Origin of the sequence: Streptomyces sp. NPDC051909 (genome assembly GCF_040681095.1) — a bacterium.
In the GTDB taxonomy this organism is placed as follows: Bacteria; Actinomycetota; Actinomycetes; order Streptomycetales; family Streptomycetaceae; genus Streptomyces.
The window spans coordinates 350,971-373,153 of record NZ_JBFAYA010000007.1 but is presented as its reverse complement, the minus strand read 5'-3'; the positions used below and the strand labels follow the sequence as shown (position 1 = coordinate 373,153).

Below are 22,183 nucleotides of genomic sequence, written 5' to 3'. Positions count from 1 at the left end.
CTCGCCGCGGACAGCCACTGCCGGCCACTGGCATTCGTCCTCACTCCAGGACAGGCCGGTGACGCGCCCGCGTTTCCCCAGGCCATGGCCCGCTTCTTCGTGTTCGGGATCCGGTCGCGCGCGTGCTGCGCGCCCTTGCCCCGTTCCGTGTGCCGGTCCCCGGAACGCCGGTGCGGCCCGATCGGGCCCTGCGGTACCCTGACGCCATGCGTGCCGTACGCCTTCTGCTTAGCGAGCCGCGCTGATCAGTCCCGACGGATGAAGATCCGGTCGGCATCGGCGCGGCGTCCCCTCCTGTGCGAGGGGATTTTTCATTTCGTGGCAGTGCCGGCAGTGGGCAGAGACGATCGATGGAGCTTCAAGGATCATGACCGAGATCAACACGGCTGCCGAGTCGGCGGCCCCGCATCGCTACACGGCGACCCTGGCCGCCGACATCGAGGCACGCTGGCAGGACGCCTGGGACGCCGAGGGCACCTACGAGGCCCCGAACCCCAGCGGTGACCTGGCCGGGGATCCGGCCCTGGCGGCCCGCCCGAAGAAGTTCATCATGGACATGTTCCCGTACCCCTCCGGTGCGGGCCTGCACGTCGGCCACCCGCTCGGCTACATCGCCACGGACGTCTTCGCCCGCCACGCGCGCATGACCGGCCACAACGTCCTGCACACCCTGGGCTTCGACGCCTTCGGCCTGCCCGCCGAGCAGTACGCGGTGCAGACCGGCACGCACCCGCGCGTGTCCACCGAGGCCAACATGGAGAACATGAAGGTCCAGCTGCGCCGGCTGGGCCTGGGCCACGACAAGCGCCGGTCGTTCGCCACGATCGACCCGGAGTACTACAAGTGGACCCAGTGGATCTTCCTGCAGATCTTCAACTCCTGGTACGACGACCGGGCCGAGAAGGCCCGACCGATCGCCGAGCTGGTCGAGCAGTTCGAGAACGGCACCCGTGAGATCCCCGGCTCCACGCGCGCGTGGAGCGAGCTGACCGCCGGTGAGCGCGCCGAGGTCCTGGGCGAGTACCGCCTGGCGTACGCCTCCGACGCCCCGGTCAACTGGTGCCCCGGCCTGGGCACCGTCCTGGCCAACGAGGAGGTCACCGCCGACGGCCGCTCCGAGCGCGGCAACTTCCCCGTCTTCAAGGCCAAGCTGCGCCAGTGGAACATGCGCATCACCGCCTACGCGGACCGCCTGCTCGACGACCTGGACGGCCTGGACTGGCCTGAGGCCATCAAGCTGCAGCAGCGCAACTGGATCGGCCGCTCCGAGGGTGCCCGCGTCGACTTCCAGGTCGGCGACACCGGTGCGATCACCGTCTTCACCACCCGCCAGGACACCCTGTTCGGCGCCACCTACATGGTGCTGGCCCCCGAGCACGACCTGGTCGAGAAGATCGTCCCGGCCACCTGGCCCGAGGGCACCCACGACGTGTGGACCGGCGGACACGCCACCCCGGCCGAGGCCGTCGACGCCTACCGCAAGCAGGCCGCCGCCAAGTCCGACGTCGAGCGCCAGGCCGAGGCCAAGGACAAGACCGGTGTCTTCACCGGCGCCTACGCGACCAACCCGGTCAGCGGCGAGCAGGTCCCGGTCTTCATCGCCGACTACGTCCTGATGGGCTACGGCACCGGCGCGATCATGGCCGTCCCGGCGCACGACACCCGCGACTTCGCCTTCGCGCGCGCCTTCGAGCTGCCCATGCGCTGCGTCGTCGAGCCGAGCGACGAGCGCGGCACCGACCCGTCGACCTGGGACGACGCCTTCGCCTCGTACGAGGCGAAGCTGATCAACTCCTCCAACGAGGACGTGGCGCTGGACGGCCTGGGCGTCGTCGAGGCCAAGGCGAAGATCACCGCCTGGCTGGCCGACCGCGGCATCGGCGAGGGCACCGTCAACTTCCGCCTGCGCGACTGGCTGTTCAGCCGGCAGCGCTACTGGGGCGAGCCCTTCCCGATCGTCTACGACGAGGACGGCGTGGCCCACCCGCTGCCCGAGTCCATGCTGCCGCTGGAGCTGCCGGAGGTCGAGGACTACTCGCCGCGCACCTTCGACCCGGACGACGCGGACACCCAGCCGGAGACCCCGCTGTCCCGCAACGAGGACTGGGTCAACGTCACGCTGGACCTGGGCGACGGCCCCAGGAAGTACCGCCGCGAGACCAACACCATGCCCAACTGGGCCGGTTCGTGCTGGTACGAGCTGCGCTACCTGGACCCGCACAACGACCAGAAGCTGGTCGACCCGGCCATCGAGCAGTACTGGATGGGCCCGCGCGAGGGCATGCCCACCGGCGGTGTCGACCTGTACGTCGGCGGCGCCGAGCACGCCGTGCTGCACCTGCTGTACGCCCGTTTCTGGTCCAAGATCCTGTTCGACCTGGGCCACATCTCCTCGGCCGAGCCGTTCCACAAGCTGTACAACCAGGGCATGATCCAGGCCTTCGTCTACCGGGACTCCCGCGGCATCGCCGTCCCGGCCGCCGAGGTCGAGGAGCGCGACGGCGCCTACTGGTACGAGGGCGAGAAGGTCAGCCGCGTTCTGGGCAAGATGGGCAAGTCCCTGAAGAACGCCGTCACCCCCGACGAGATCTGCACCGAGTACGGCGCCGACACCCTGCGCCTGTACGAGATGGCCATGGGCCCGCTGGACGTCTCCCGTCCGTGGGACACCCGCGCCGTCGTCGGCCAGTACCGCCTGCTGCAGCGCCTGTGGCGCAACATCGTCGACGAGACGACCGGCGAGGTCACGGTCGTCGACGAGGCCGCCGACGAGGACACCCTGCGTGCCCTGAACAAGGCCATCGACGGCGTCGCCCAGGACATGGCGGCGATGCGCTTCAACACCGCCATCGCCAAGATCACCGAGCTGAACAACCACCTGACCAAGTCCGGTGGCACGGTGTCCCGCCCGGTGGCCGAGCAGCTGGTCCGCCTGGTCGCCCCGCTGGCCCCGCACATCGCCGAGGAGCTGTGGCACCGACTGGGCCACTCCGACTCGGTCGTCCACCAGGACTTCCCGGTCGCCGACCCGGCCTACGTCGTGGACGAGACCGTGACCTGCGTCGTACAGATCAAGGGCAAGGTCAAGGCCCGCCTGGAGGTCTCCCCGACGATCACCGACGCCGAGCTGGAGGCACTGGCCCTGGCCGACGCCCACGTGGTCGCGGCCCTGGGCGACGCGCAGATCCGCAAGGTCATCGTCCGCGCGCCGAAGCTGGTCAACATCGTCGCCGGCTGATCCCGACCGTCCCCTAGGGGAGCGATGGGGGCAGGTTGGGGGTTCCCCAGGAACCACCGGCCTGCCCCTTCCGTTTACCGTGGAAGAACCACAATCCAGGCCGGAGGGGCGACGCTCATGGAAGCCGCGATCACGATCATGGCGCTGCTCTTCGTCGCCTTCGTGGCGCTCGGGATCTACGCCACGGTGAAGGTCGCCAAGGCCGCCAAGCGCGGCGTCGACCGCACCATCGACCAGGCCCGGCGCACGGTCGAGGACACCACGCTGCGCGCCAAGAGCCTCGGCCAGACCGGCGTCGCCGGCGAGCTGGCCCAGCTGCGGCTTTCGCTGCGCACCTCGATGCGCGCCACCCAGGACTCCCTGAACGCGGGCGTCGCCGAGGACGCCTCCCTGAAGGAGTCCCTTGACCTCTTCCAGCGGTTGAGCGCCCACGGGCGCGAGCTGGACGAGGACCTCAAGCGGCTGGAGCGCGAGCCGGACCGGGCCCATGTCGCGGCCCAGATGCCCGAGCTGCGCCGGCGCACCGAGCAGATCACCCACTCCGCCGACGCGCTGCGCTTCGCCGCCCGCGACCGCGCCCGAAAGTTCGCCGAGGACGAGCTGTCCTCGCTGAGTGCCCAGATCGACGTGGAGGCGGGCGCCCTACGCCACTGGACCGGCACGGACAGCCCTGGCGAGGCGACGGCCGGGCCCGGACAGGGCCAGGGACAGAGGCAGGCCTGGTCGGGGGCGGAGAGCGGTGCCGCCGGGCCGTCCGGGCAGCCGCAGGCGATCCAGGGGCCGGACCCGCGCCTCACGGCCTACCCGTGGGAGAAGTCGACCCGGCCCGAGACCACGACCTGACCCGACGTGCAGGCCTGAGGGCCGGAGCCGTCGGGGCCGGCGTCCGTACGCGCGTGCCGACGGCGGGCGGATTCCGTGTGGGAAACGGGGCGGGCGGTGCCGGTGTCGGGGGCCCGGGCTGCCGTGCGGCGGCCCCGCCGGGTAACCTCCCGCTCATGTCCCGGCATGTCGCGATCGTCACCGATTCCACGGCCTACCTGCCAGCCCAGGCAATGGAGCGGCACGCCATCACCGCCGTTCCGCTCACCGTCGTCATCGGCGACCGCGCGCTGGAGGAAGGGACCGAGATCTCGGTCCGCTCGCTCGCGGAGGCCCTGCAGAAGCGCCGGCTGGTGACCACCTCCCGGCCCGCGCCCGAGGTCTTCGCGGCCACCTACCGGGCCGCCGCCGAGGCGGGCGCCCAGGGCGTCGTCTCGCTCCACCTGTCCGGCGAGATCTCCGGCACCTACGACGCGGCGGTGCTCGCCGCGAAGGACGCCCCCCTGCCCGTACGGGTCGTCGACACCCGGATGGTGGGCATGGCCCTCGGCTTCTGCGCCCTGGCGGCGGCGGAGGTCGCCGACGCGGGCGGCTCGCTCGACGAGGCCGTCGCCGCCGCCGAGAAGCGGGCGTCCGGCACCTCCGCGTTCTTCTACGTCGACACACTCGACTACCTGCGCCGCGGCGGGCGGATCGGCGCCGCGCAGGCCCTCCTCGGCTCGGCGCTGGCAGTGAAGCCGCTGCTCGAACTCGAGGGCGGGCGGATCGAACTGCGCGAGAAGGTACGCACCGCGTCCAAGGCGATCGCCCGGCTGGAGGAGATCGCGGTCGAGCGCGCCGGTGCCGGGTCCGTCGACATCGCCGTGCACCATCTCGCCGCCCCCGAGCGGGCCGCCGCGCTCGCCGAGCGGCTGCGCGAGCGCCTCCCGGCCGTCCAGGACCTCCAGGTCACCGAGGTCGGCGCGGTCATCGGCGCCCACACCGGGCCGGGGCTGCTCGCGGTCGTGGTCTCGCCGCGCTGACGCGCCGACATCCCCCGTGCGGGTGACGGAGTTTTCCACAACTCGGCAGTTGTCCACCGGAATCGGCTGGCCCCGGCCGAGGGGTCCCGGCGCGGCCTACCGTCGATGTCATGACTCTTCGCACGCATGTCGCAACACGTCGTAGCGGCCCCACGAGCGGTCCGGGCCGGGCGCCCGGCTCGGACGGCAGGGCCCGGGTCCGGGCCGTGGGCACCAGGACCCGTCGCCGGCGCACGGCCGGTGCGGTCGCGTCTCCTACGTCGGTACGGAGCCGGGGCGAGGCCCTGTTCCCGTCGACCGCCCCGCCACCCCAGGCCCCCGCGCCGCCCCCGGCACCTCCCGTCTCCCCGGCACCACCTCCGCCATCCACGCCGCCGGCGCCGGACCCCGAGGCGGACCGGGAGCGGCCCGGACCTCAACCGGCCTTGTCGCACGGGGAGATGGCGAAGCTCGCGCTGCGGGAGCGGTTGCCGTTGTGGGTGCAGTCCCGGTGCGGGCTCGAACGGCGCTCGCTGGCCGCGCTCACCGTGGTCCTCATCGTGGCCGCGGGCGGGGCAGGGGCGTACTTCTGGACGGGACGGCCGCAGCAGATCAGGGCGCCCGAGGTGGTCGCGGCGGCCCGGCCGCTGCCCGGGATCCAGTCGGCCGGCATCGGCCCCGACGCGGTGCCGAGTGCCGGCCCGAGTCCGACGTCCCGTCCCGGTGCGGCGGCGGTGGTCGTGGTGGACGTCGGCGGAAAGGTGCGCAGTCCCGGGGTGTTCACGCTGCCCGCGGGGTCCCGGGTCACCGATGCCCTGCGCGCGGCCGGAGGCATCCGCCCCGGCACGGATCTGACGGGACTCAACCGGGCCCGGGTGCTGATGGACGGCGAGCAGGTTGTCGTCGGGCTCCCCGCCGCGGCCGGCGGCGGGGCGGGTGCCGGCGGCACGGCGGGCGGCAGCGCGGCGGGAGCGCCGGGGCCGGCCGCTCCGCTCAGTCTGAACACGGCGACCGTGGAACAGCTCGACGCGCTGCCCGGGGTCGGCCCGGTTCTCGCCCGGCACATCGTGGAACACCGGGTGGAGCACGGAGGGTTCCGGACGGTCGCCGAGCTCCGGGACGTCAACGGGATCGGCGCCCGCCGGTTCGCGGACCTCGCGCCGCTGGTCCGGCCGTGAGCGCCGTGGACGAGGGGCCGGCGGACCTGCGACTGGTGTCGCCGGCACTCGCCGCCTGGGGCGGGGCGGCGCTCGCGCTGGGCGTGGCCGGCTGGTGGACCGTCGCGGGTGTGCTGCTCTGCCTCGGCGGTGCGGGGCTGCTCCTGGTTCCGGCCGCGCGGCTGGGGCTGCGGGCGACGGCCTGCGCCGGGGTGCTGCTCTGCGGTGCGGCGGGCGCGGCGTCCGCCGGGCTGCACGCGGCCGACCTGCGGCGGGGGCCGGTGCCCGCACTCGCACGGACCGAGGGGCGGGTGACGGCGGAGGTGACGGTCACCGCCGATCCGCGGCTCACCACTCCGAAGGTGCGCGGGAGCCGGGCGGCGCCGGTGACCGTGGTCCTGGAGGGCGAGGCGACGCGGGTCGAGGCACGGGACGGCGCGGCGTACCGGACCAGGGCCCCGGTCCTCGTCCTGGTGACGGCGGGGGAGGGGCGCGGGGCGTGGCTGCGGCTCCTGCCGTCGACCCGGCTGCGGGTGGCGGGCAGGCTGGCCGTGCCGTTCCGCCCGGGCGACCCGTTCGCGGCGGTGCTGCGGGCCGACGACGCCGGGCCGCCGCGGATCACCGGGCCGCCGAGCGCGCTCCAGCGCACGGCGGGCGGGTTGCGGGAGGGGCTGCGCGAGGCCACGGAGGGGTTGGCGCCGGATGCCCGGGCGCTGTTACCGGGCCTCGTGGTCGGTGACACCTCACGGGTCGGGCCGGAGCTGAAGGGCGCCTTCGAGACCACCGATCTGACTCATCTGCTGGCTGTCTCCGGCTCGAATCTGACCGTCGTCCTGCTGCTGCTCATCGGCAGGCCGGGAACGGCCCAGCTGGTCGAGCGGGGCGGGCTGGCGCCCCGGATCGGGCTTCCCCTGCGGGGCACGGCGCTGGCCGGGGGAGTGCTCACGCTGGCGTTCGTGGTGGTGTGCCGGCCCGATCCGAGCGTGCTGCGGGCGGCGGCCTGCGGGCTTGTCACGCTGCTCGCCGTCGCGACCGGCCGGCGGCGCTCGCTGATCCCGGCGCTGGCCGCCGTGGTCCTTGTCCTGGTGCTCTACGACCCGTGGCTGGCGCGGAGTTACGGCTTCCTGCTGTCGGTTCTTGCCACCGGCGCGCTGCTGACCGTCGCCCCGCGCTGGAGCGATGCGCTGCGGCGGCGCGGGGTGCCGGGACGGATCGCGGAGGCCCTGGCCGCGACATTGGCGGCGCAGGCGGTGTGTGCGCCGGTCGTGGTGGTCTTCGCGGCCCGGGTGAGCCTGGTCGCGGTGCCCGCGAACCTGCTCGCGGAGCCGGCGGTGGCCCCGGCCACCGTGCTCGGGTTCCTCGCGCTCGCCCTCGCGGCGGTGTGGCCGGCGGCGGCGCAGGCGGTGGCCTGGTGCGCGGGGCTGCCGGCCGGGTGGATCGCCAAGGTGGCCCGCATGGGGGCCGGGCTGCCCGGGGCGGAGACGTCCTGGCCGGAGGGCTGGTGGGGCGGGCTGCTGCTGGCGCTGCTGACCGGCCTCGTGCTCCTCGCCGTGCGGCGGCTGCCCGGGCGCCGCTGGATCGGTGCGGGTTGCGCGGCCCTGCTGCTCCTGGCGGTGGTGCGGCCGCCGCCGTTGGTCCGGGCGGTCACGGGGTGGCCGCCGCCGGGGTGGGTGTTCGCGATGTGCCAGGTCGGTCAAGGCGACGCGACCGTGCTCGCGGCCGGCGGGGACGCCGCCGTGGTGGTCGACGCCGGGCCCGATCCGGCGCCGGTCGACCGGTGTCTGCGCGACCTGGGGGTGCGCCGGATCCCGCTCCTGTTGTTGACCCACTTCCACGCGGACCATGTGGCGGGGCTGCCGGGGGTGTTGCGCGGGCGGGCGGTGGGGGCGATCCAGACGACCGGGCTTGAGGAGCCGCCGGAGCAGGCGGAGTTCGTGCGGCGGACGGCCCGCGCGGCCGGGGTGCCGGTGGTGCGGGCCGGGGCGGGGGAGCGGCGGAGGCTGGGGGCGCTGGAGTGGTCGGTGCTGTGGCCGCCGGCCGGCGCCGGCCTCGTGGGGGCGGGGCCGAACGATGCCAGCGTCGCCCTGTCGGTGCGGGCCGAGGGCGGGGTGACCCTGCTGTTGCTCGGGGATCTCGAACCTCCGGCGCAGCGGCTGCTGGCCCGGGCGTATCCGGGGCTGCCTCCGGTGGACGTGCTGAAAGTCGCGCACCACGGCTCGGCGCACCAGGACCCGGGGCTGATACGGGCGGTGCGGCCGCGGCTCGCGCTGGTGTCGGCGGGCCGGGACAACCCGTACGGGCATCCTTCGCCGCTGACGGTGGGGGCGCTGCGAGAGGGCGGGGCGCGGGTGCTGAGCACGGACCGGGACGGGGCGATCGCGGTGAGCGGCGCGGGTGACGGGCTCTCGGCGCACACGCTCCCGGACGGCCCGGACACCTCCTGAGTCATCGACATCCGACGCGGATGACCCTCGTGGGTCCGCTGCGGCGGGAAGAGCCGTTCACCGCCGCCCGGGCCGCAGGACTCACCGGCGAGTCCGTAGCGATGGCCCTCTCGGTGCGCGTGGCGGAACCGCTGCGGGAGCGGACCTCACACTGCTACTGGACCGGACAGACCGTCTCCGTCCAGGGCGACCGGACCTCCTAAGGGGCTTCCAGCCAGCCCTCGTACTCGGCGGCCAGCTCGTCCAGGGCCGCCGGGTCCAGGCGGCCGTCCGGGTCCTCGACGACGACCAGCCACTGGGCGTCCTCCGCGTCGTCCTCGCCCGCCAGGGCGTCCCGGACGAGCTGGGGCTCCTGCGCCACGCCGAAGCGGTCCGGAAGCTCCTCCGCGACCTCCTCGGCCGCGTCGCGGTCGGGCAGCACCAGTACGTGTCTCACATCGCTCACGCGCACATTCTCGACGATGGCCGCGCTGTCGGTGGTGCGTGGGATCCTTGACCGCGATGGCCACCAAGAAGTCTTCCCCCGACGACCTCCTCGCCCCGCTCACGCTCGCCGTGGGCCAGGAGGACCTGCTGCTCGACCGCGCCGTGCGGGAGGTGGTGGCGGCCGCCCGGGCCGCCGACGCCGACACCGACGTGCGCGACCTCGCCCCCGAGCAGCTGCCGCCCGGCGCGCTCGCCGAGCTGACCAGCCCCTCGCTCTTCGCCGAGCGCAAGGTGCTGGTCATGCGGAACGCGCAGGACCTGTCGGCCGACACCATCAAGGAGATCAAGGCCTACCTCGACGACCCGGCCGAGGAGATCACCCTCGTACTGCTGCACGCCGGCGGTGCCAAGGGCAAGGGACTCCTCGACGCGGCCCGCAAGGCCGGCGCCCGCGAGGTGGCCTGCCCGAAGACGACCAAGCCCGCGGAGCGGCTGACCTTCGTGCGGCAGGAGTTCCGCACCCTCGGCCGCTCGGCCACGCCCGAGGCCTGCCAGGCGCTCGTCGACGCCATCGGCAGCGACCTGCGGGAGCTGGCCTCCGCCGTCGCGCAGCTCACCTCGGACGTCGACGGCACCATCGACGAGGCGGTCGTCGGGCGCTACTACACGGGCCGCGCCGAGGCCTCGTCCTTCACGGTCGCCGACCGCGCCGTCGAGGGCCGCGCCGCCGAGGCCCTGGAGGCTCTGCGCTGGTCCCTGTCGACGGGCGTCGCGCCGGTCCTCATCACCAGCGCCCTCGCCCAGGGCGTCCGGGCCATCGGCAAGCTGTCCTCGGCCCGCGGCGGCCGTCCCGCCGACCTCGCCCGCGAGCTCGGCATGCCGCCCTGGAAGATCGACCGGGTCCGCCAGCAGATGCGCGGCTGGACCCCCGACGGCGTCTCCCTCGCCCTGCGCGCGGTCGCCGAAGCCGACGCGGGCGTCAAGGGCGGCGGCGACGATCCCGAGTACGCCCTGGAGAAGGCGGTCGTCGCGATCGCCCGCGCAGCCCGGATGCGGCGCCCCTGACGCACCCGCCCGGCCTGCCCCGTACCCGTACACCTGCACGTAAGAAGGCCACAGGCCCCGCCGGCCTCCTGGGGAAGGAGGACGACGGGGCCTGCGGGGTGTTGCTTCAGGTGACCCGTACACGCGTGGCGAACGCGTCTCGCGTACGGAGCCGGGGTGGCCGTCGGGAGCGGTTAGAGGGCCCGCTGGAGTCCCGTACGGCCGGTCACATCAGAGAGCTCAGCCCTGGAGGGTGGCAACCTTGGTGGCCAGCGCCGACTTCTTGTTGGCGGCGGCGTTCTTGTGGATGACACCCTTCGAGACAGCCTTGTCGAGCTGACGCGAAGCGGCACGAGCGGCCACGGTGGCCTTCTCGAGGTCGCCGGCGGCGACAGCCTCGCGGGCCTTGCGGATCGCGGTCTTGAGCGACGACTTGACGGCCTTGTTGCGCAGGCGCGCCTTCTCGTTGGTCTTGTTCCGCTTGATCTGGGACTTGATGTTCGCCACGAAAAGAGCCTTTACAGGTTCGATGTTTCTTCAGGATGTGCCACGCAGCTGAGAGGGCACACGAGACACAGCCGTCCACGATATCAGCCGCTCCCCACACCGCCCAAACCGAGCACCCGCCCGCAGTCATGGGACCATGGAGCCTACGTATCCGTTCTGAACATCGCCCGAGACGAGAACCCTGCGTGCCCGCGACTCCTACCAACGTGCCCGAGCCGAGCCGTACCGACCCGGCTCTGATCCGCAATTTCTGCATCATCGCGCACATCGACCACGGCAAGTCGACCCTTGCCGACCGGATGCTCCAGCTGACCGGAGTGGTCGACCAGCGGCAGATGCGCGCCCAGTATCTCGACCGGATGGACATCGAGCGTGAGCGCGGCATCACGATCAAGTCCCAGGCGGTCCGGCTGCCCTGGTCCCCCGTCGAGGGGCCGGAGCAGGGCCGGACGCACATCCTGAACATGATTGACACGCCGGGGCACGTCGACTTCACCTACGAGGTCTCCCGTTCGCTCGCCGCCTGCGAGGGCACGATCCTGCTGGTGGACGCGGCCCAGGGCATCGAGGCGCAGACCCTGGCGAACCTCTACCTGGCGATGGAGAACGACCTCACCATCGTCCCGGTGCTCAACAAGATCGACCTGCCGGCCGCCCAGCCGGAGAAGTTCGCCGAGGAGCTCGCCAACCTCATCGGCTGCCAGCCCGAGGACGTCCTCAAGGTCTCCGCGAAGACCGGCATGGGCGTCGAGGCGCTGCTCGACCGCGTCGTCCGGGACATCCCGGCCCCCGTCGGCAACGCCGACGCCCCGGCCCGCGCGATGATCTTCGACTCGGTCTACGACTCCTACCGCGGCGTCGTCACCTACGTCCGGGTCGTCGACGGCCAGCTCAACAAGCGCGAGCGCATCAAGATGATGTCGACCGGCGCCACCCACGAGCTCCTGGAGATCGGCACCAACTCGCCCGAGATGCTGCCGGCCGACGGCCTCGGCGTCGGCGAGGTGGGCTACCTGATCACCGGCGTGAAGGACGTCCGCCAGTCCAAGGTCGGTGACACGATCACCTCCCAGAGCAAGGGCGCCGAGGAGGCGCTCGGCGGCTACAAGGACCCGAAGCCGATGGTGTTCTCGGGCCTCTACCCGCTGGACGGCTCCGACTACCCCGAGCTGCGCGACGCCCTCGACAAGCTGCAGCTCAACGACGCCGCGCTGGTCTACGAGCCGGAGACCTCCGCCGCCCTCGGCTTCGGCTTCCGCGTCGGCTTCCTCGGCCTGCTCCACCTCGACGTGATCCGCGAGCGCCTGGAGCGCGAGTTCGGCCTCGACCTGATCGCCACCGCCCCCAACGTGGTCTACCGCGTCGTGATGGAGGACCGCAGCGAGCACACGGTCACCAACCCGAGCGAGTTCCCCGAGGGCAAGATCGACGAGGTGTACGAGCCGGTCGTGCGCGCCACGATCCTCGCCCCCGCCGAGTTCATCGGCTCCATCATGGAGCTGTGCCAGACCCGGCGCGGCACCCTCCTCGGCATGGACTACCTCTCCGAGGACCGCGTCGAGATCCGCTACACCCTCCCGCTCGCCGAGATCGTCTTCGACTTCTTCGACCAGCTGAAGTCGAAGACCCGCGGCTACGCCTCGCTCGACTACGAGCCCACCGGCGAGCAGAGCAGCTCCCTGGTGAAGGTCGACATCCTGCTGCACGGCGACAAGGTCGACGCCTTCTCGGCGATCACCCACAAGGACGCCGCGTACGCCTACGGTGTGCGGCTCGTCGCCAAGCTGCGCGAGCTCATCCCGCGGCAGGCCTTCGAGGTGCCCATCCAGGCCGCCATCGGCTCCCGGGTCATCGCCCGCGAGACCATCCGCGCCATCCGCAAGGACGTCCTCGCCAAGTGCTACGGCGGTGACATCTCCCGTAAGCGGAAGCTGCTCGAGAAGCAGAAGGAAGGCAAGAAGCGCATGAAGATGGTCGGCTCCGTGGAGGTCCCGCAGGAGGCCTTCATCGCCGTCCTCTCCAGCGACGAGTCCGCGGGCAAGGCCAAGAAGTAGCCGCCCCGTGCCACCGCGAACGGGTCTGCGCGCCGACGGCGTGCAGACCCGTTCGTTATATGCAAGCCCTTACGCGCCGGTCCCCGGCGCTCTACTCTGAAGCCGCTCGAAGGTTACTCGCCAGTTAGTTACGCCCCGCCTGACCGCACCGCCGCCGCCCGGAGGACGTCGTGAGCGACACACAGACCCTGATCGAGAACCGGCCGCCGTCCGTGGCGGCGCTCTTCCTGGAGCGCGTGGAGCGGACCCCGGACGCCGAGGCCTACCGCTATCCGGTACCGGCCGCCTCCGGCCAGGGTCCCGACGACTGGAAGTCGCTCAGCTGGGCGCAGGCCGCCGAACGCGTCCACGCCATCGCCGCCGGCCTCATCGACCTCGGCGTCGAGCCCGAGGAGCGGGTCGCCCTCGCCTCCGCCACCCGGGTCGAGTGGATCCTCGCCGACCTCGGCGTCATGTGCGCCGGCGCCGCCGTCACCACCGTCTACCCGCAGACCAACGCCGAGGAGTCGGCGTTCATCCTCTCCGACTCCGACTCGCGCGTCCTGATCGCGGAGAACGCCGCCCAGTACGCCAAGGCCGTCGAGCAGCGCGCCGAGCTGCCCCACCTCCACCACGTGGTCGTCATCGACGCCGAGGGCGTCGACACCGCCGACGAGTGGGTGCTCACCCTCGCCGACCTGGAGGCCCGCGGCAAGGCGTACCTGGAGAAGCACCCCGAGGTGGTCAAGGAGCGGGTCGCCGCCATCACCAAGGAGCAGCTCGCCACCCTCATCTACACCTCCGGCACCACCGGCCGCCCCAAGGGCGTACGGCTGCGCCACGACAGCTGGTCGTACATGGCCAAGGCCATCGCCGCCACCGGCCTGGTCACCCAGGACGACGTGCAGTACCTCTGGCTGCCGCTCGCCCACGTCTTCGGCAAGGTGCTCACCTCCGGCCAGATCGAGGTCGGCCACGTCACCGCCGTCGACGGCCGCATCGACAAGATCATCGTCAATCTGCCGATCGTGCAGCCCACCTACATGGCCGCCGTCCCCCGGATCTTCGAGAAGGTCTACAACGGCGTGGCGGCCAAGGCCCGCGAGGGCGGCGGCGCCAAGTACAAGATCTTCCAGTGGGCGGCCGGCGTCGCCCGCGAGTACGCCAAGGTCACCCAGGACAACTTCCGCCGCACCGGCACCGCCTCCGCGCCCTTCGGCCTCACCGCCAAGCACAAGGTCGCCGACGCGCTCGTCTACAGCAAGCTCCGCGAGGCCTTCGGCGGCCGGCTGCGCGCCGCCGTCTCCGGCTCCGTCGCCCTCGCCCCCGACATCGGCTACTTCTTCTCCGGCGCCGGCATCCACATCCTGGAGGGCTACGGCCTGACGGAGTCCTCCGCCGCCTCCTTCGTCAACCCCGGCGAGGCCTACCGCACCGGCACCGTCGGCAAGCCGCTCCCCGGCACCGAGGTCCGCATCGCCGACGACGGCGAGATCCTGCTCCGCAGCCCCGGCATCATGGAGGGCTACCACGGCCTGCCGGAGAAGACCGCCGAGGTCCTGGAGTCCGACGGCTGGTTCCACACCGGCGACATCGGCGAACTGTCCGCCGACGGCTACCTGCGGATCACCGACCGCAAGAAGGACCTGTTCAAGACCTCCGGCGGCAAGTACATCGCCCCGACGGAGATCGAGGGCCAGTTCAAGGCCGTCTGCCCGTTCGTCTCCAACATCGTGGTGCTCGGCGCCGACCGGAACTACTGCAGCGCGCTCATCGCCCTCGACGAGCCCGCCATCCTCGGCTGGGCCGCCGAACACGACCTCGCCGGCAAGTCCTACGCGGAGGTCGTCGCCTCCCCGCAGGTCGAGCAGCTCATCGAGGGCTACGTCGGCCGCCTCAACGAGGGACTCCAGCGCTGGCAGACGATCAAGAAGTTCCGTCTCCTGCCCCGCGACCTCGACGTCGAGCACGGCGAACTCACGCCGAGCCTGAAGATGAAGCGCCCGGTCGTGGAGCGGACCTACCAGCATCTGATCGAGGAGATGTACGCGGGCGCGCGGGAGGCCTGAGCCGCAGGCGCCTGACCTGGGCCCTTTGCGGAGCCTGTGGAGTTATCCACAGGCTCGGCGAGACCGTCGGGCGGTACGGGACAATGGCTGCATGCCTTCCGTACTGCCCGATGGTGAGCCCATGCCCGAGGACGGGGCGCTGCCCGCCCACGCCCTGCGGGGCGCCGGTGAGCGGCCGCTCGGGTTCTATCTGCACGTGCCGTACTGCGCCACCCGGTGCGGTTACTGCGACTTCAACACCTACACCGCGAGCGAGCTGCGCGGTGCCGGAGGGGTGCTCGCCTCCCGGGACAACTACGCGGGGCAGGTCGTCGAGGAGATACGCCTTGCCCGCAAGGTGCTCGGCGACGACCCGCGGCCGGTGCGGACCGTCTTCGTCGGCGGCGGCACGCCCACGCTGCTCGACGCGGGCGACCTCGTGACGATGCTCGCGGCGATCCGGGACGAGTTCGGGCTCGCCGAGGACGCCGAGGTGACGACCGAGGCGAACCCGGAGTCCGTCGACCCCGCCTACCTCGCCACGCTGCGGGAGGGCGGCTTCAACCGGATCTCCTTCGGCATGCAGAGCGCCCGGCAGCACGTCCTGAAGGTGCTCGACCGGAACCACACCCCCGGGCGGCCCGAGGCCTGTGTCGGCGAGGCGCGGGCGGCCGGCTTCGAGCACGTCAACCTCGACCTCATCTACGGCACGCCCGGCGAGACCGACGAGGACTGGCGGGCCTCGCTCGACGCGGCGATCGGCTCCGGACCCGACCACATCAGCGCCTACGCGCTGATCGTCGAGGAGGGGACCCAGCTGGCCCGGCGCATCCGGCGCGGCGAGATACCCATGACCGACGACGACGTGCACGCCGACCGCTACCTGATCGCCGAGGACGTGCTGTCCGCGGCGGGCTTCCACTGGTACGAGGTCTCCAACTGGGCCACCTCGGACGCCGGCCGCTGCCTCCACAACGAGCTCTACTGGCGCGGCGCCGACTGGTGGGGCGCCGGCCCCGGCGCCCACAGCCACGTGGGCGGGGTCCGGTGGTGGAACGTCAAGCACCCGGGCGCGTACGCCGCCGCGCTGGGGGCGGGACGGTCCCCCGGCGCCGGGCGCGAGGTCCTGTCGGACGAGGACCGGCGGGTGGAGCGGGTGCTCCTTGAGCTGAGGCTGCGGGACGGGGTCGAGCTCGGGCTGCTGAAGCCGGCGGGGCTGGCGGCGGCCGAGCGGGCGCTCGGTGACGGGCTCCTCGCGGCGGAGCCGTATGCCCAGGGGCGGGCGGTCCTGACCCTGCGGGGTCGGCTGCTGGCCGACGCGGTGGTGCGGGACCTGGTGGACTAGCGCGGCGCACGCGTGGTGCGGGCACAGGCGCGGGAGCCTGGGCCCGGCAAGGGGCGCCGTCCGTGTGCCTACCCTCCCCCTAGGGCTTCGCCCAGGGGGACCCCGCGCCCCTGCGGAACGTATGCCCACAACGGAGGGGGCGAGGTGGGACCCCCTACGGCGCCGTCACGAAATCGATCAGCTCCTCGACCCTGCCCAGGAGCTCCGGTTCCAGGTCCTTGTAGGAGGTGACGCGGGACAGGATGTGCTGCCAGGCCGCGCCCGTGTTGGGCGGCCAGCCGAGTGCGTGGCAGATGCCCGTCTTCCAGTCCTGGCCGCGGGGGACGGTGGGCCAGGCGGGGATGGCGAGGGCGGCGGGCTTCACGGCCTGCCAGATGTCGATGTAGGGGTGGCCGACGATCAGGACGTCGGGGGAGGAGACCTGGGCCGCGATACGGGACTCCTTGGAGCCGGCGACCAGATGGTCGACCAGCACGCCGAGGCGGGCGTCCGGGGCCGGGGCGAACTCGGCGACGAGGGCGGGGAGGTCGTCGATGCCCTCCAGGTATTCGACGACGACGCCCTCGATGCGCAGGTCGTCGCCCCAGACGCGTTCGACCAGTTCCGCGTCGTGGCGGCCCTCGACGTAGATGCGGCCCGCGCGGGCCACCCGGGCCCGGGCGCCCGGGACGGCGATCGAGCCGGAGGCGGTGCGGGTGGGGTGGGAGGGGGCGGGGCGGGAGGGACGGACCAGCGTGACCGGCCGGCCCTCCAGAAGGAAGCCGCGCGGCTCCATCGGGAAGACCCGGTGCTTGCCGAAGCGGTCCTCCAGGGTCACGGTGCCCGCCTCACAGCGGATCACCGCCCCGCAGAAGCCCGTCGAGACCTCCTCGACGACGAGGTCGGGGTCGGCCGGCACCTCCGGCGCGGGGGCCGAGCGCTTCCAGGGCGGCGTGAGATCCGGGTTGTAGCTGCGCATGGGCCCGATTCTCGCCGATGACGCGTCAGCCGCCGGTCACGGCCCGCTCGTTCGGGCGACGGCAGCGGAACACCACCGGCTACGACACCGCGAAGCGGCGGGCCAGTTCGTCCCGCTGGCGCCGGACGAACGCCGCGTCCACCACCGCGCCGTGCCCCGGCACGTACGCCGCGTCCTCGCCGCCCAGGGCGAGCAGCCGGTCCAGGGCGGCGGGCCAGCGGCCCGGGAGGGCGTCCGGGCCGGCCTGCGGCTCGCCGGACTCCTCCACCAGGTCGCCGCAGAAGACCACCTCGGGAGCGCCGGGCACGAACACCGCCAGGTCGTGGCCGGAGTGGCCGGGGCCGACGTTCGCGAGCAGGACCTGGCGGCCGCCCAGGTCGAGGGTCCACTCGCCGGTCACGGTGTGCCTCGGCGCGACGAGCACCTCGGCGGCCTCCGTCGCGGCCGCCTCGTCCACCCCCTGCCGTACCGCGTCCATGCGCAGCTCCTCGGCCTCCCGCCGCAGCAGCGTGTCCATGCCGACCGCGCCGAAGACCTCCGCGCCCGCGAAGACCGCCGTGCCGAGGACATGGTCGAAGTGCGGGTGACTGAGTGCGACATGCGTCACCCTGCGCCCGCCCGTGAGAGCCGTCACCTGCTCGCGCAGCTCCGCGCCCTGCGCGAGCGTGGCGCCCGTGTCGTACAGCAGCACCGCGTCCCGCCCCGTCACCAGGCCCACCGTGGCGTCCCAGCCCGGCAGCCGGCGGCGTCCCACGCCCTCGCCGAGCCGCTCCCAGCCGTACGTCTCCCAGTCCATGTCCATGCCGCGACGCTAACCGCTCCGGCCCGGTCGACGCCGCCTCCTTGCCAGGAGCGATGTCCGCCGCCGTACACTGGCCGGGGGATTGCTGGCACTCGGGCAGGGCGAGTGCCAAATGCGGAGCAACCGGAACCGGAACGAGAGCTGGAGGTGCGCGCGATGCTCAGCGAACGCAGGCTCGAGGTGTTGCGCGCCATCGTCCAGGACTACGTCGGCACGGAGGAGCCCGTCGGGTCCAAGGCGCTGACCGAGCGCCACCGGCTCGGCGTGTCGCCCGCCACCGTGCGCAACGACATGGCGGTCCTGGAGGAGGAGGGCTACATCGCCCAGCCCCACACCAGCGCCGGCCGCATCCCCACCGACAAGGGCTACCGCCTGTTCGTCGACCGGCTGGCCGGCGTCAAGCCCCTGTCCACCCCCGAGCGGCGGGCGATCCACAACTTCCTCGACGGAGCCGTCGACCTCGACGACGTCGTCGGCCGCACGGTGCGGCTGCTCGCGCAGCTGACCCGGCAGGTCGCCGTCGTGCAGTACCCGTCGCTGACCCGTTCGACGGTCCGGCACGTGGAGCTGCTCTCACTGGCGCCCGCCCGGCTGATGCTGGTGCTGATCACCGACACCGGCCGGGTCGAGCAGCGGGTCGTCGACTGCCCGGCGCCCTTCGGCGAGACCTCCCTCGCCGATCTGCGGGCCCGGCTCAACAGCCGCGTCGTCGGCCGCCGTTTCGCGGACGTGCCGCAGCTGGTGCAGGATCTGCCCGAGTCCTTCGAGGAGGTCGAGGACCGCGGTACCGTCTCGACGGTGCTCGCGACCCTCCTCGAAACGCTCGTGGAGGAGCAGGAGGAGCGGCTCATGATCGGCGGCACCGCCAATCTGACCCGCTTCGGACACGACTTCCCCCTGACGATCAGGCCCGTCCTGGAGGCCCTTGAGGAGCAGGTCGTGCTCCTCAAGCTCCTCGGCGAGGCCAAGGAATCCGGCATGACCGTACGGATCGGGCACGAGATCGCCCACGAGGGCCTCACGTCCACGTCCGTCGTCTCGGTCGGCTACGGTTCCGGCGGCGAGGCAGTCGCCAAACTCGGCGTGGTCGGACCGACCCGCATGGACTACCCCGGAACGATGGGAGCGGTACGCGCAGTGGCACGTTACGTCGGACAGATCCTGGCGGAGTCGTAAGTGGCCACGGACTACTACGCCGTACTGGGCGTACGCCGCGACGCGTCGCAGGACGAGATCAAGAAGGCCTTCCGCCGACTCGCCCGCGAGCTCCACCCGGACGTGAACCCGGACCCGAAGACCCAGGAGCGGTTCAAGGAGATCAACGCCGCTTACGAGGTGCTGTCGGACCCGCAGAAGAAGCAGGTCTACGACCTCGGCGGCGACCCGCTGTCCGCCTCCGGCGGCGGCGCGGGGGCCGGTGGCTTCGGCGCGGGCGGCTTCGGGAACTTCTCGGACATCATGGACGCCTTCTTCGGTACGGCGTCCCAGCGCGGCCCGCGCTCGCGCACCCGGCGCGGCCAGGACGCGATGATCCGCCTGGAGGTCACCCTCGACGAGGCGGCCTTCGGCACCACCAAGGACATCCAGGTCGACACGGCCGTCGTCTGCGCCACCTGCTCCGGCGAGGGCGCCGCGCCCGGCACCTCGGCGCAGACCTGTGACATGTGCCGCGGCCGAGGCGAGGTCTCCCAGGTCACCCGGTCCTTCCTGGGCCAGGTCATGACCTCGCGCCCCTGCCCGCAGTGCCAGGGCTTCGGCACGGTCGTCCCGACCCCGTGCCCCGAGTGCGCGGGCGACGGGCGGGTCCGCTCCCGCCGCACCCTCACCGTCAAGATCCCGGCCGGTGTCGACAACGGCACCCGGATCCAGCTCGCGGGCGAGGGCGAGGTCGGCCCCGGCGGCGGCCCCGCCGGCGACCTGTACGTCGAGATCCACGAGATCCCGCACGAGACCTTCCAGCGCCGCGGCGACGACCTGCACTGCACGGTCACCCTGCCGATGACGGCGGCGGCCCTCGGCACGAAGGTGCAGCTCCAGACCCTCGACGGTCTGGAGGACGTCGACATCCGCCCGGGCACCCAGTCCGGCCAGTCGATCCCGCTGCACGGCCGCGGCGTCACCCACCTGCGCGGCAACGGCCGCGGCGACCTGATCGTGCACGTGGAGGTCCAGACCCCGACCAAGCTCGACCCGGAGCAGGAGCGCCTGCTGCGCGAGCTGTCGAAGCTGCGCGGCGAGGAGCGGCCGCAGGGGCAGTTCCAGCCCGGGCAGCAGGGTCTGTTCTCGCGCTTGAAGGACGCGTTCAACGGGCGGTAGGCGTCCGGGCCGCCCGTTCGCCGGGCGCGGAGCCCGATGCCGTACGTCCTCGAAGGGGCGTCCCTCACCCTCTGGGGTGCGGGGCGCCCCTCGCGTTTCGGCGGGGTCCGAGCGGCATGGCACGATGCCTGCATGTCCACCGCACTGAACGATCTCTCGCGTCTTCCGATCGTGCAGGCCCCCATGGCGGGTGGCGCCTCCTGTCCCGAGCTCGTCGGCGCCGTGTGCGAGGCCGGGGCGCTCGGGTTCCTGGCCGGCGGGTACAAGACCGCCGGCGGGCTCTACCAGGAGATCAAGCAGGTCCGCGCGCTCACCGCGCGGCCCTTCGGCGTGAACCTCTTCATGCCGGCCGGCGGGCAGCCCGCCGACCGGGCCGCCGTCGAGGTCTACCGGCACCAGCTGGCCGGCGAGGCCACCTGGTACGAGACGGCGCTCGGCGATCCGGACCACGGCCGGGACGACGCGTACGACGCCAAGCTGGCGATCCTGCTCGACGACCCGGTGCCGGTGGTCTCCTTCACCTTCGGCTGCCCCGACCGGGACGTGCTCGACGCGTTCGCCCGGGCCGGTACGTACACGATCGTCACCGTCACCTCGGTCGAGGAGGCCAGGACCGCCGAGCGGGCCGGTGCCGCCGCGATCTGTGTGCAGGGCATCGAGGCCGGCGGGCACCAGGGCACGTTCCGCGACGACGCGGCCGACACGCCCGGTCCGGGCAGCGGACGCGGACGCGGGCTGCTCACGCTGCTCACCGAGGTCCGGGAGAGCGTCGAGCTGCCGATCGTCGCGACCGGCGGGATCATGCGCGGCCGGCAGATAGCCGCCGTGCTCGCGGCCGGCGCGGACGCGGCGCAGCTCGGCACGGCGTTCCTGGTGTGCCCCGAGTCGGGCGCGCATCCGCTGCACAAGCGGGCCCTGACCGATCCGCTGTTCACGCACACCGAGCTGACCCGGGCGTTCTCCGGGCGTCCGGCGCGCGGCCTGGTGAACCGTTTCATGCGGGAGCACGGGCCGTACGCCCCCGCCGCGTACCCCGAGGTGCACCATCTGACCGCGCCGCTGCGCAAGGCGGCCGCGACCGCCGGCGACCCGCAGGGGATGGCCCTGTGGGCCGGTCAGGGGCACCGCCTCGCGCGCGAGCTGCCGGCCGGGCGCCTGGTCGGGCTGCTCGCCGCCGAACTCGCCGCCGTCCACACCTTCACCACCAGCCCCAGCCCCAGTCCCAGCACCAGGAGCACTTCGTGACCGCACCCGTCTTCGTCGTCGACGCCGTGCCCGCCGTCGGCGGCTTCCTCCTCGACGGGCCCGAGGGCCGGCACGCCGTGTCCGTGAAGCGGCTGCGGGCCGGTGAGGAGCTGGTGCTCACCGACGGGCGCGGCGCCTGGGCGGAGTGCGCGGTCGCCGCCGCCGAGGGCAAGGACCAGCTGACCGTCGAGGTCACCGCCGTGCACGCGGACCCCGAGCCGGCGCCCCGGATCACCGTCGTCCAGGCCCTTCCCAAGGGCGACCGCGGCGAACTCGCCGTCGAGACCATGACGGAGACCGGGGTCGACGCGATCGTGCCGTGGGCCGCGTCCCGCTGCATCACCCAGTGGAAGGGCGAGCGCGGCCAGAAGGCGCTGGCCAAGTGGCGGGCCACCGCCCGTGAGGCCGGCAAGCAGTCCCGCCGCACCCGTTTCCCCGAGGTCGCCGAGCTGATGTCCGGCAAGCAGGTCGCCGCGCTGCTCGCCGAGGCGGACCTCGCCGCCGTCCTGCACGAGGACCGCGACCACCCGAGCGGTGCGCTGGCCACCGCCGAGCTGCCCGCCCGGGGCTCGATCGTCCTGGTCGTCGGGCCCGAAGGCGGGGTGTCGCCCGAGGAGTTGGCGCTCTTCGAGGCGGCCGGGGCCAGGCCGTACCGCCTGGGGTCCAGCGTGCTGCGCACCTCCACGGCCGGGACGGCGGCGGCCGCGCTGGTGCTCGGGCGCACCGGTCGCTGGTCGTAGGCGGCACGGCCCGGCGCCGTGGCCTGTGGATAACCTCCGGGCCGTGACGGCGGGGCC

The 22,183-nt window shown here is 72.9% G+C and carries 18 protein-coding genes and 1 pseudogene; 15 read left to right on the top strand and 4 right to left on the bottom strand.

What is annotated here, in order from left to right; genetic code table 11:
- The 7 genes and pseudogenes from AB0M18_RS14590 to AB0M18_RS14560 form a co-directional block, all read left to right on the top strand.
- Nucleotides 1-93, top strand: a pseudogene (locus tag AB0M18_RS14590) (IS5/IS1182 family transposase); the annotation flags it as partial.
- Between the two features lie 274 nt (nt 94-367).
- Nucleotides 368-3,238, top strand: a complete 2,871-nt coding sequence (leuS, locus tag AB0M18_RS14585; protein ID WP_365757607.1) for a leucine--tRNA ligase — start codon at nt 368-370, stop codon at nt 3,236-3,238.
- Nucleotides 3,239-3,355: 117 nt separating this feature from the next.
- Nucleotides 3,356-4,081 carry a hypothetical protein gene (locus AB0M18_RS14580; RefSeq protein WP_365757605.1) on the top strand — a complete coding sequence of 242 codons (726 nt, stop codon included), beginning with the start codon at nt 3,356-3,358 and terminating at the stop codon, nt 4,079-4,081.
- Between the two features lie 155 nt (nt 4,082-4,236).
- The gene (locus tag AB0M18_RS14575; protein WP_365757603.1) at nt 4,237-5,082 is read left to right on the top strand and encodes a DegV family protein; all 846 of its coding nucleotides are present in this window, start codon (nt 4,237-4,239) and stop codon (nt 5,080-5,082) included.
- 110 nt (nt 5,083-5,192) lie between these two features.
- The gene (locus AB0M18_RS14570) at nt 5,193-6,239 is read left to right on the top strand and encodes a ComEA family DNA-binding protein (protein ID WP_365757601.1); all 1,047 of its coding nucleotides are present in this window, start codon (nt 5,193-5,195) and stop codon (nt 6,237-6,239) included.
- Entirely contained in the window at nt 6,236-8,662 is a 2,427-nt protein-coding gene (locus tag AB0M18_RS14565; RefSeq protein WP_365757599.1) for a ComEC/Rec2 family competence protein, read from the top strand. The genes AB0M18_RS14570 and AB0M18_RS14565 overlap by 4 nt, the downstream gene beginning before the upstream one ends.
- A gap of 20 nt (nt 8,663-8,682) precedes the next feature.
- Nucleotides 8,683-8,865 carry a hypothetical protein gene (locus AB0M18_RS14560; RefSeq protein WP_365757597.1) on the top strand — a complete coding sequence of 61 codons (183 nt, stop codon included), beginning with the start codon at nt 8,683-8,685 and terminating at the stop codon, nt 8,863-8,865.
- On the opposite strand, the gene AB0M18_RS14555 is transcribed toward AB0M18_RS14560, so the two are convergent.
- On the bottom strand, nt 8,862-9,107 hold the full coding sequence (locus tag AB0M18_RS14555; RefSeq protein WP_365757595.1) for a hypothetical protein: 246 nt from the start codon (nt 9,105-9,107) through the stop codon (nt 8,862-8,864). The two genes, AB0M18_RS14560 and AB0M18_RS14555, sit on opposite strands and share 4 nt — an antisense overlap.
- 56 nt (nt 9,108-9,163) lie before the next feature.
- Here AB0M18_RS14555 and holA point away from each other — a divergent pair, with 56 nt between their 5' ends.
- On the top strand, nt 9,164-10,153 hold the full coding sequence (holA, locus tag AB0M18_RS14550) for a DNA polymerase III subunit delta (RefSeq protein ID WP_365757593.1): 990 nt from the start codon (nt 9,164-9,166) through the stop codon (nt 10,151-10,153).
- 219 nt (nt 10,154-10,372) lie between these two features.
- Here holA and rpsT read toward each other — a convergent pair whose 3' ends face one another.
- On the bottom strand, nt 10,373-10,639 hold the full coding sequence (rpsT, locus tag AB0M18_RS14545) for a 30S ribosomal protein S20 (protein WP_265862295.1): 267 nt from the start codon (nt 10,637-10,639) through the stop codon (nt 10,373-10,375).
- A gap of 185 nt (nt 10,640-10,824) precedes the next feature.
- Between rpsT and lepA the strand changes: the two genes are divergently transcribed.
- From lepA to hemW, 3 genes are all read left to right on the top strand, one after another.
- Entirely contained in the window at nt 10,825-12,693 is a 1,869-nt protein-coding gene (gene lepA, locus AB0M18_RS14540; protein WP_365757590.1) for a translation elongation factor 4, read from the top strand.
- A 170-nt stretch (nt 12,694-12,863) separates the two neighbouring features.
- Nucleotides 12,864-14,741 carry a long-chain fatty acid--CoA ligase gene (locus tag AB0M18_RS14535; protein ID WP_365757588.1) on the top strand — a complete coding sequence of 626 codons (1,878 nt, stop codon included), beginning with the start codon at nt 12,864-12,866 and terminating at the stop codon, nt 14,739-14,741.
- 91 nt (nt 14,742-14,832) lie between these two features.
- Nucleotides 14,833-16,065 carry a radical SAM family heme chaperone HemW gene (gene hemW / locus AB0M18_RS14530; RefSeq protein ID WP_365757586.1) on the top strand — a complete coding sequence of 411 codons (1,233 nt, stop codon included), beginning with the start codon at nt 14,833-14,835 and terminating at the stop codon, nt 16,063-16,065.
- A 154-nt stretch (nt 16,066-16,219) separates the two neighbouring features.
- On the opposite strand, the gene AB0M18_RS14525 is transcribed toward hemW, so the two are convergent.
- On the bottom strand, nt 16,220-17,023 hold the full coding sequence (locus AB0M18_RS14525; RefSeq protein ID WP_365757584.1) for a DUF3097 domain-containing protein: 804 nt from the start codon (nt 17,021-17,023) through the stop codon (nt 16,220-16,222).
- Nucleotides 17,024-17,102: 79 nt separating this feature from the next.
- The gene (locus tag AB0M18_RS14520) at nt 17,103-17,825 is read right to left on the bottom strand and encodes an MBL fold metallo-hydrolase (RefSeq protein WP_365757582.1); all 723 of its coding nucleotides are present in this window, start codon (nt 17,823-17,825) and stop codon (nt 17,103-17,105) included.
- Nucleotides 17,826-17,981: 156 nt separating this feature from the next.
- On the opposite strand from AB0M18_RS14520, the gene hrcA reads away from it, so the two are divergent.
- The 4 genes from hrcA (at nt 17,982) to AB0M18_RS14500 (ending at nt 22,126) form a co-directional block, all read left to right on the top strand.
- Nucleotides 17,982-19,001 (top strand): heat-inducible transcriptional repressor HrcA, encoded by a 1,020-nt coding sequence (gene hrcA, locus AB0M18_RS14515; RefSeq protein WP_365757580.1) that lies wholly within the window; start codon nt 17,982-17,984, stop codon nt 18,999-19,001.
- Nucleotides 19,002-20,141, top strand: coding sequence for a molecular chaperone DnaJ (dnaJ, locus tag AB0M18_RS14510; RefSeq protein ID WP_362537975.1), 1,140 nt, complete (start codon nt 19,002-19,004; stop codon nt 20,139-20,141).
- Between the two features lie 132 nt (nt 20,142-20,273).
- A complete protein-coding gene (locus tag AB0M18_RS14505; protein ID WP_365757577.1) occupies nt 20,274-21,386 on the top strand; it encodes a nitronate monooxygenase in 1,113 nt (370 codons plus the stop codon).
- On the top strand, nt 21,383-22,126 hold the full coding sequence (locus tag AB0M18_RS14500) for a 16S rRNA (uracil(1498)-N(3))-methyltransferase (protein WP_365757575.1): 744 nt from the start codon (nt 21,383-21,385) through the stop codon (nt 22,124-22,126). Before AB0M18_RS14505 ends, AB0M18_RS14500 begins: the two co-directional genes overlap by 4 nt.
- Nucleotides 22,127-22,183: the final 57 nt, after the last annotated feature.

Coding starts and splice junctions, on each gene's coding strand:
- leuS (WP_365757607.1), top strand. CDS start 368: ATGACCGAGATCAACACGGCTGCCGAGTCGGCGGCCCCGCATCGCTAC.
- AB0M18_RS14580 (WP_365757605.1), top strand. CDS start 3,356: ATGGAAGCCGCGATCACGATCATGGCGCTGCTCTTCGTCGCCTTCGTG.
- AB0M18_RS14575 (WP_365757603.1), top strand. CDS start 4,237: ATGTCCCGGCATGTCGCGATCGTCACCGATTCCACGGCCTACCTGCCA.
- AB0M18_RS14570 (WP_365757601.1), top strand. CDS start 5,193: ATGACTCTTCGCACGCATGTCGCAACACGTCGTAGCGGCCCCACGAGC.
- AB0M18_RS14560 (WP_365757597.1), top strand. CDS start 8,683: ATGACCCTCGTGGGTCCGCTGCGGCGGGAAGAGCCGTTCACCGCCGCC.
- holA (WP_365757593.1), top strand. CDS start 9,164: ATGGCCACCAAGAAGTCTTCCCCCGACGACCTCCTCGCCCCGCTCACG.
- hemW (WP_365757586.1), top strand. CDS start 14,833: ATGCCTTCCGTACTGCCCGATGGTGAGCCCATGCCCGAGGACGGGGCG.
- AB0M18_RS14525 (WP_365757584.1), bottom strand. CDS start 17,023: ATGCGCAGCTACAACCCGGATCTCACGCCGCCCTGGAAGCGCTCGGCC.
- AB0M18_RS14520 (WP_365757582.1), bottom strand. CDS start 17,825: ATGGACATGGACTGGGAGACGTACGGCTGGGAGCGGCTCGGCGAGGGC.
- hrcA (WP_365757580.1), top strand. CDS start 17,982: ATGCTCAGCGAACGCAGGCTCGAGGTGTTGCGCGCCATCGTCCAGGAC.
- AB0M18_RS14505 (WP_365757577.1), top strand. CDS start 20,274: ATGTCCACCGCACTGAACGATCTCTCGCGTCTTCCGATCGTGCAGGCC.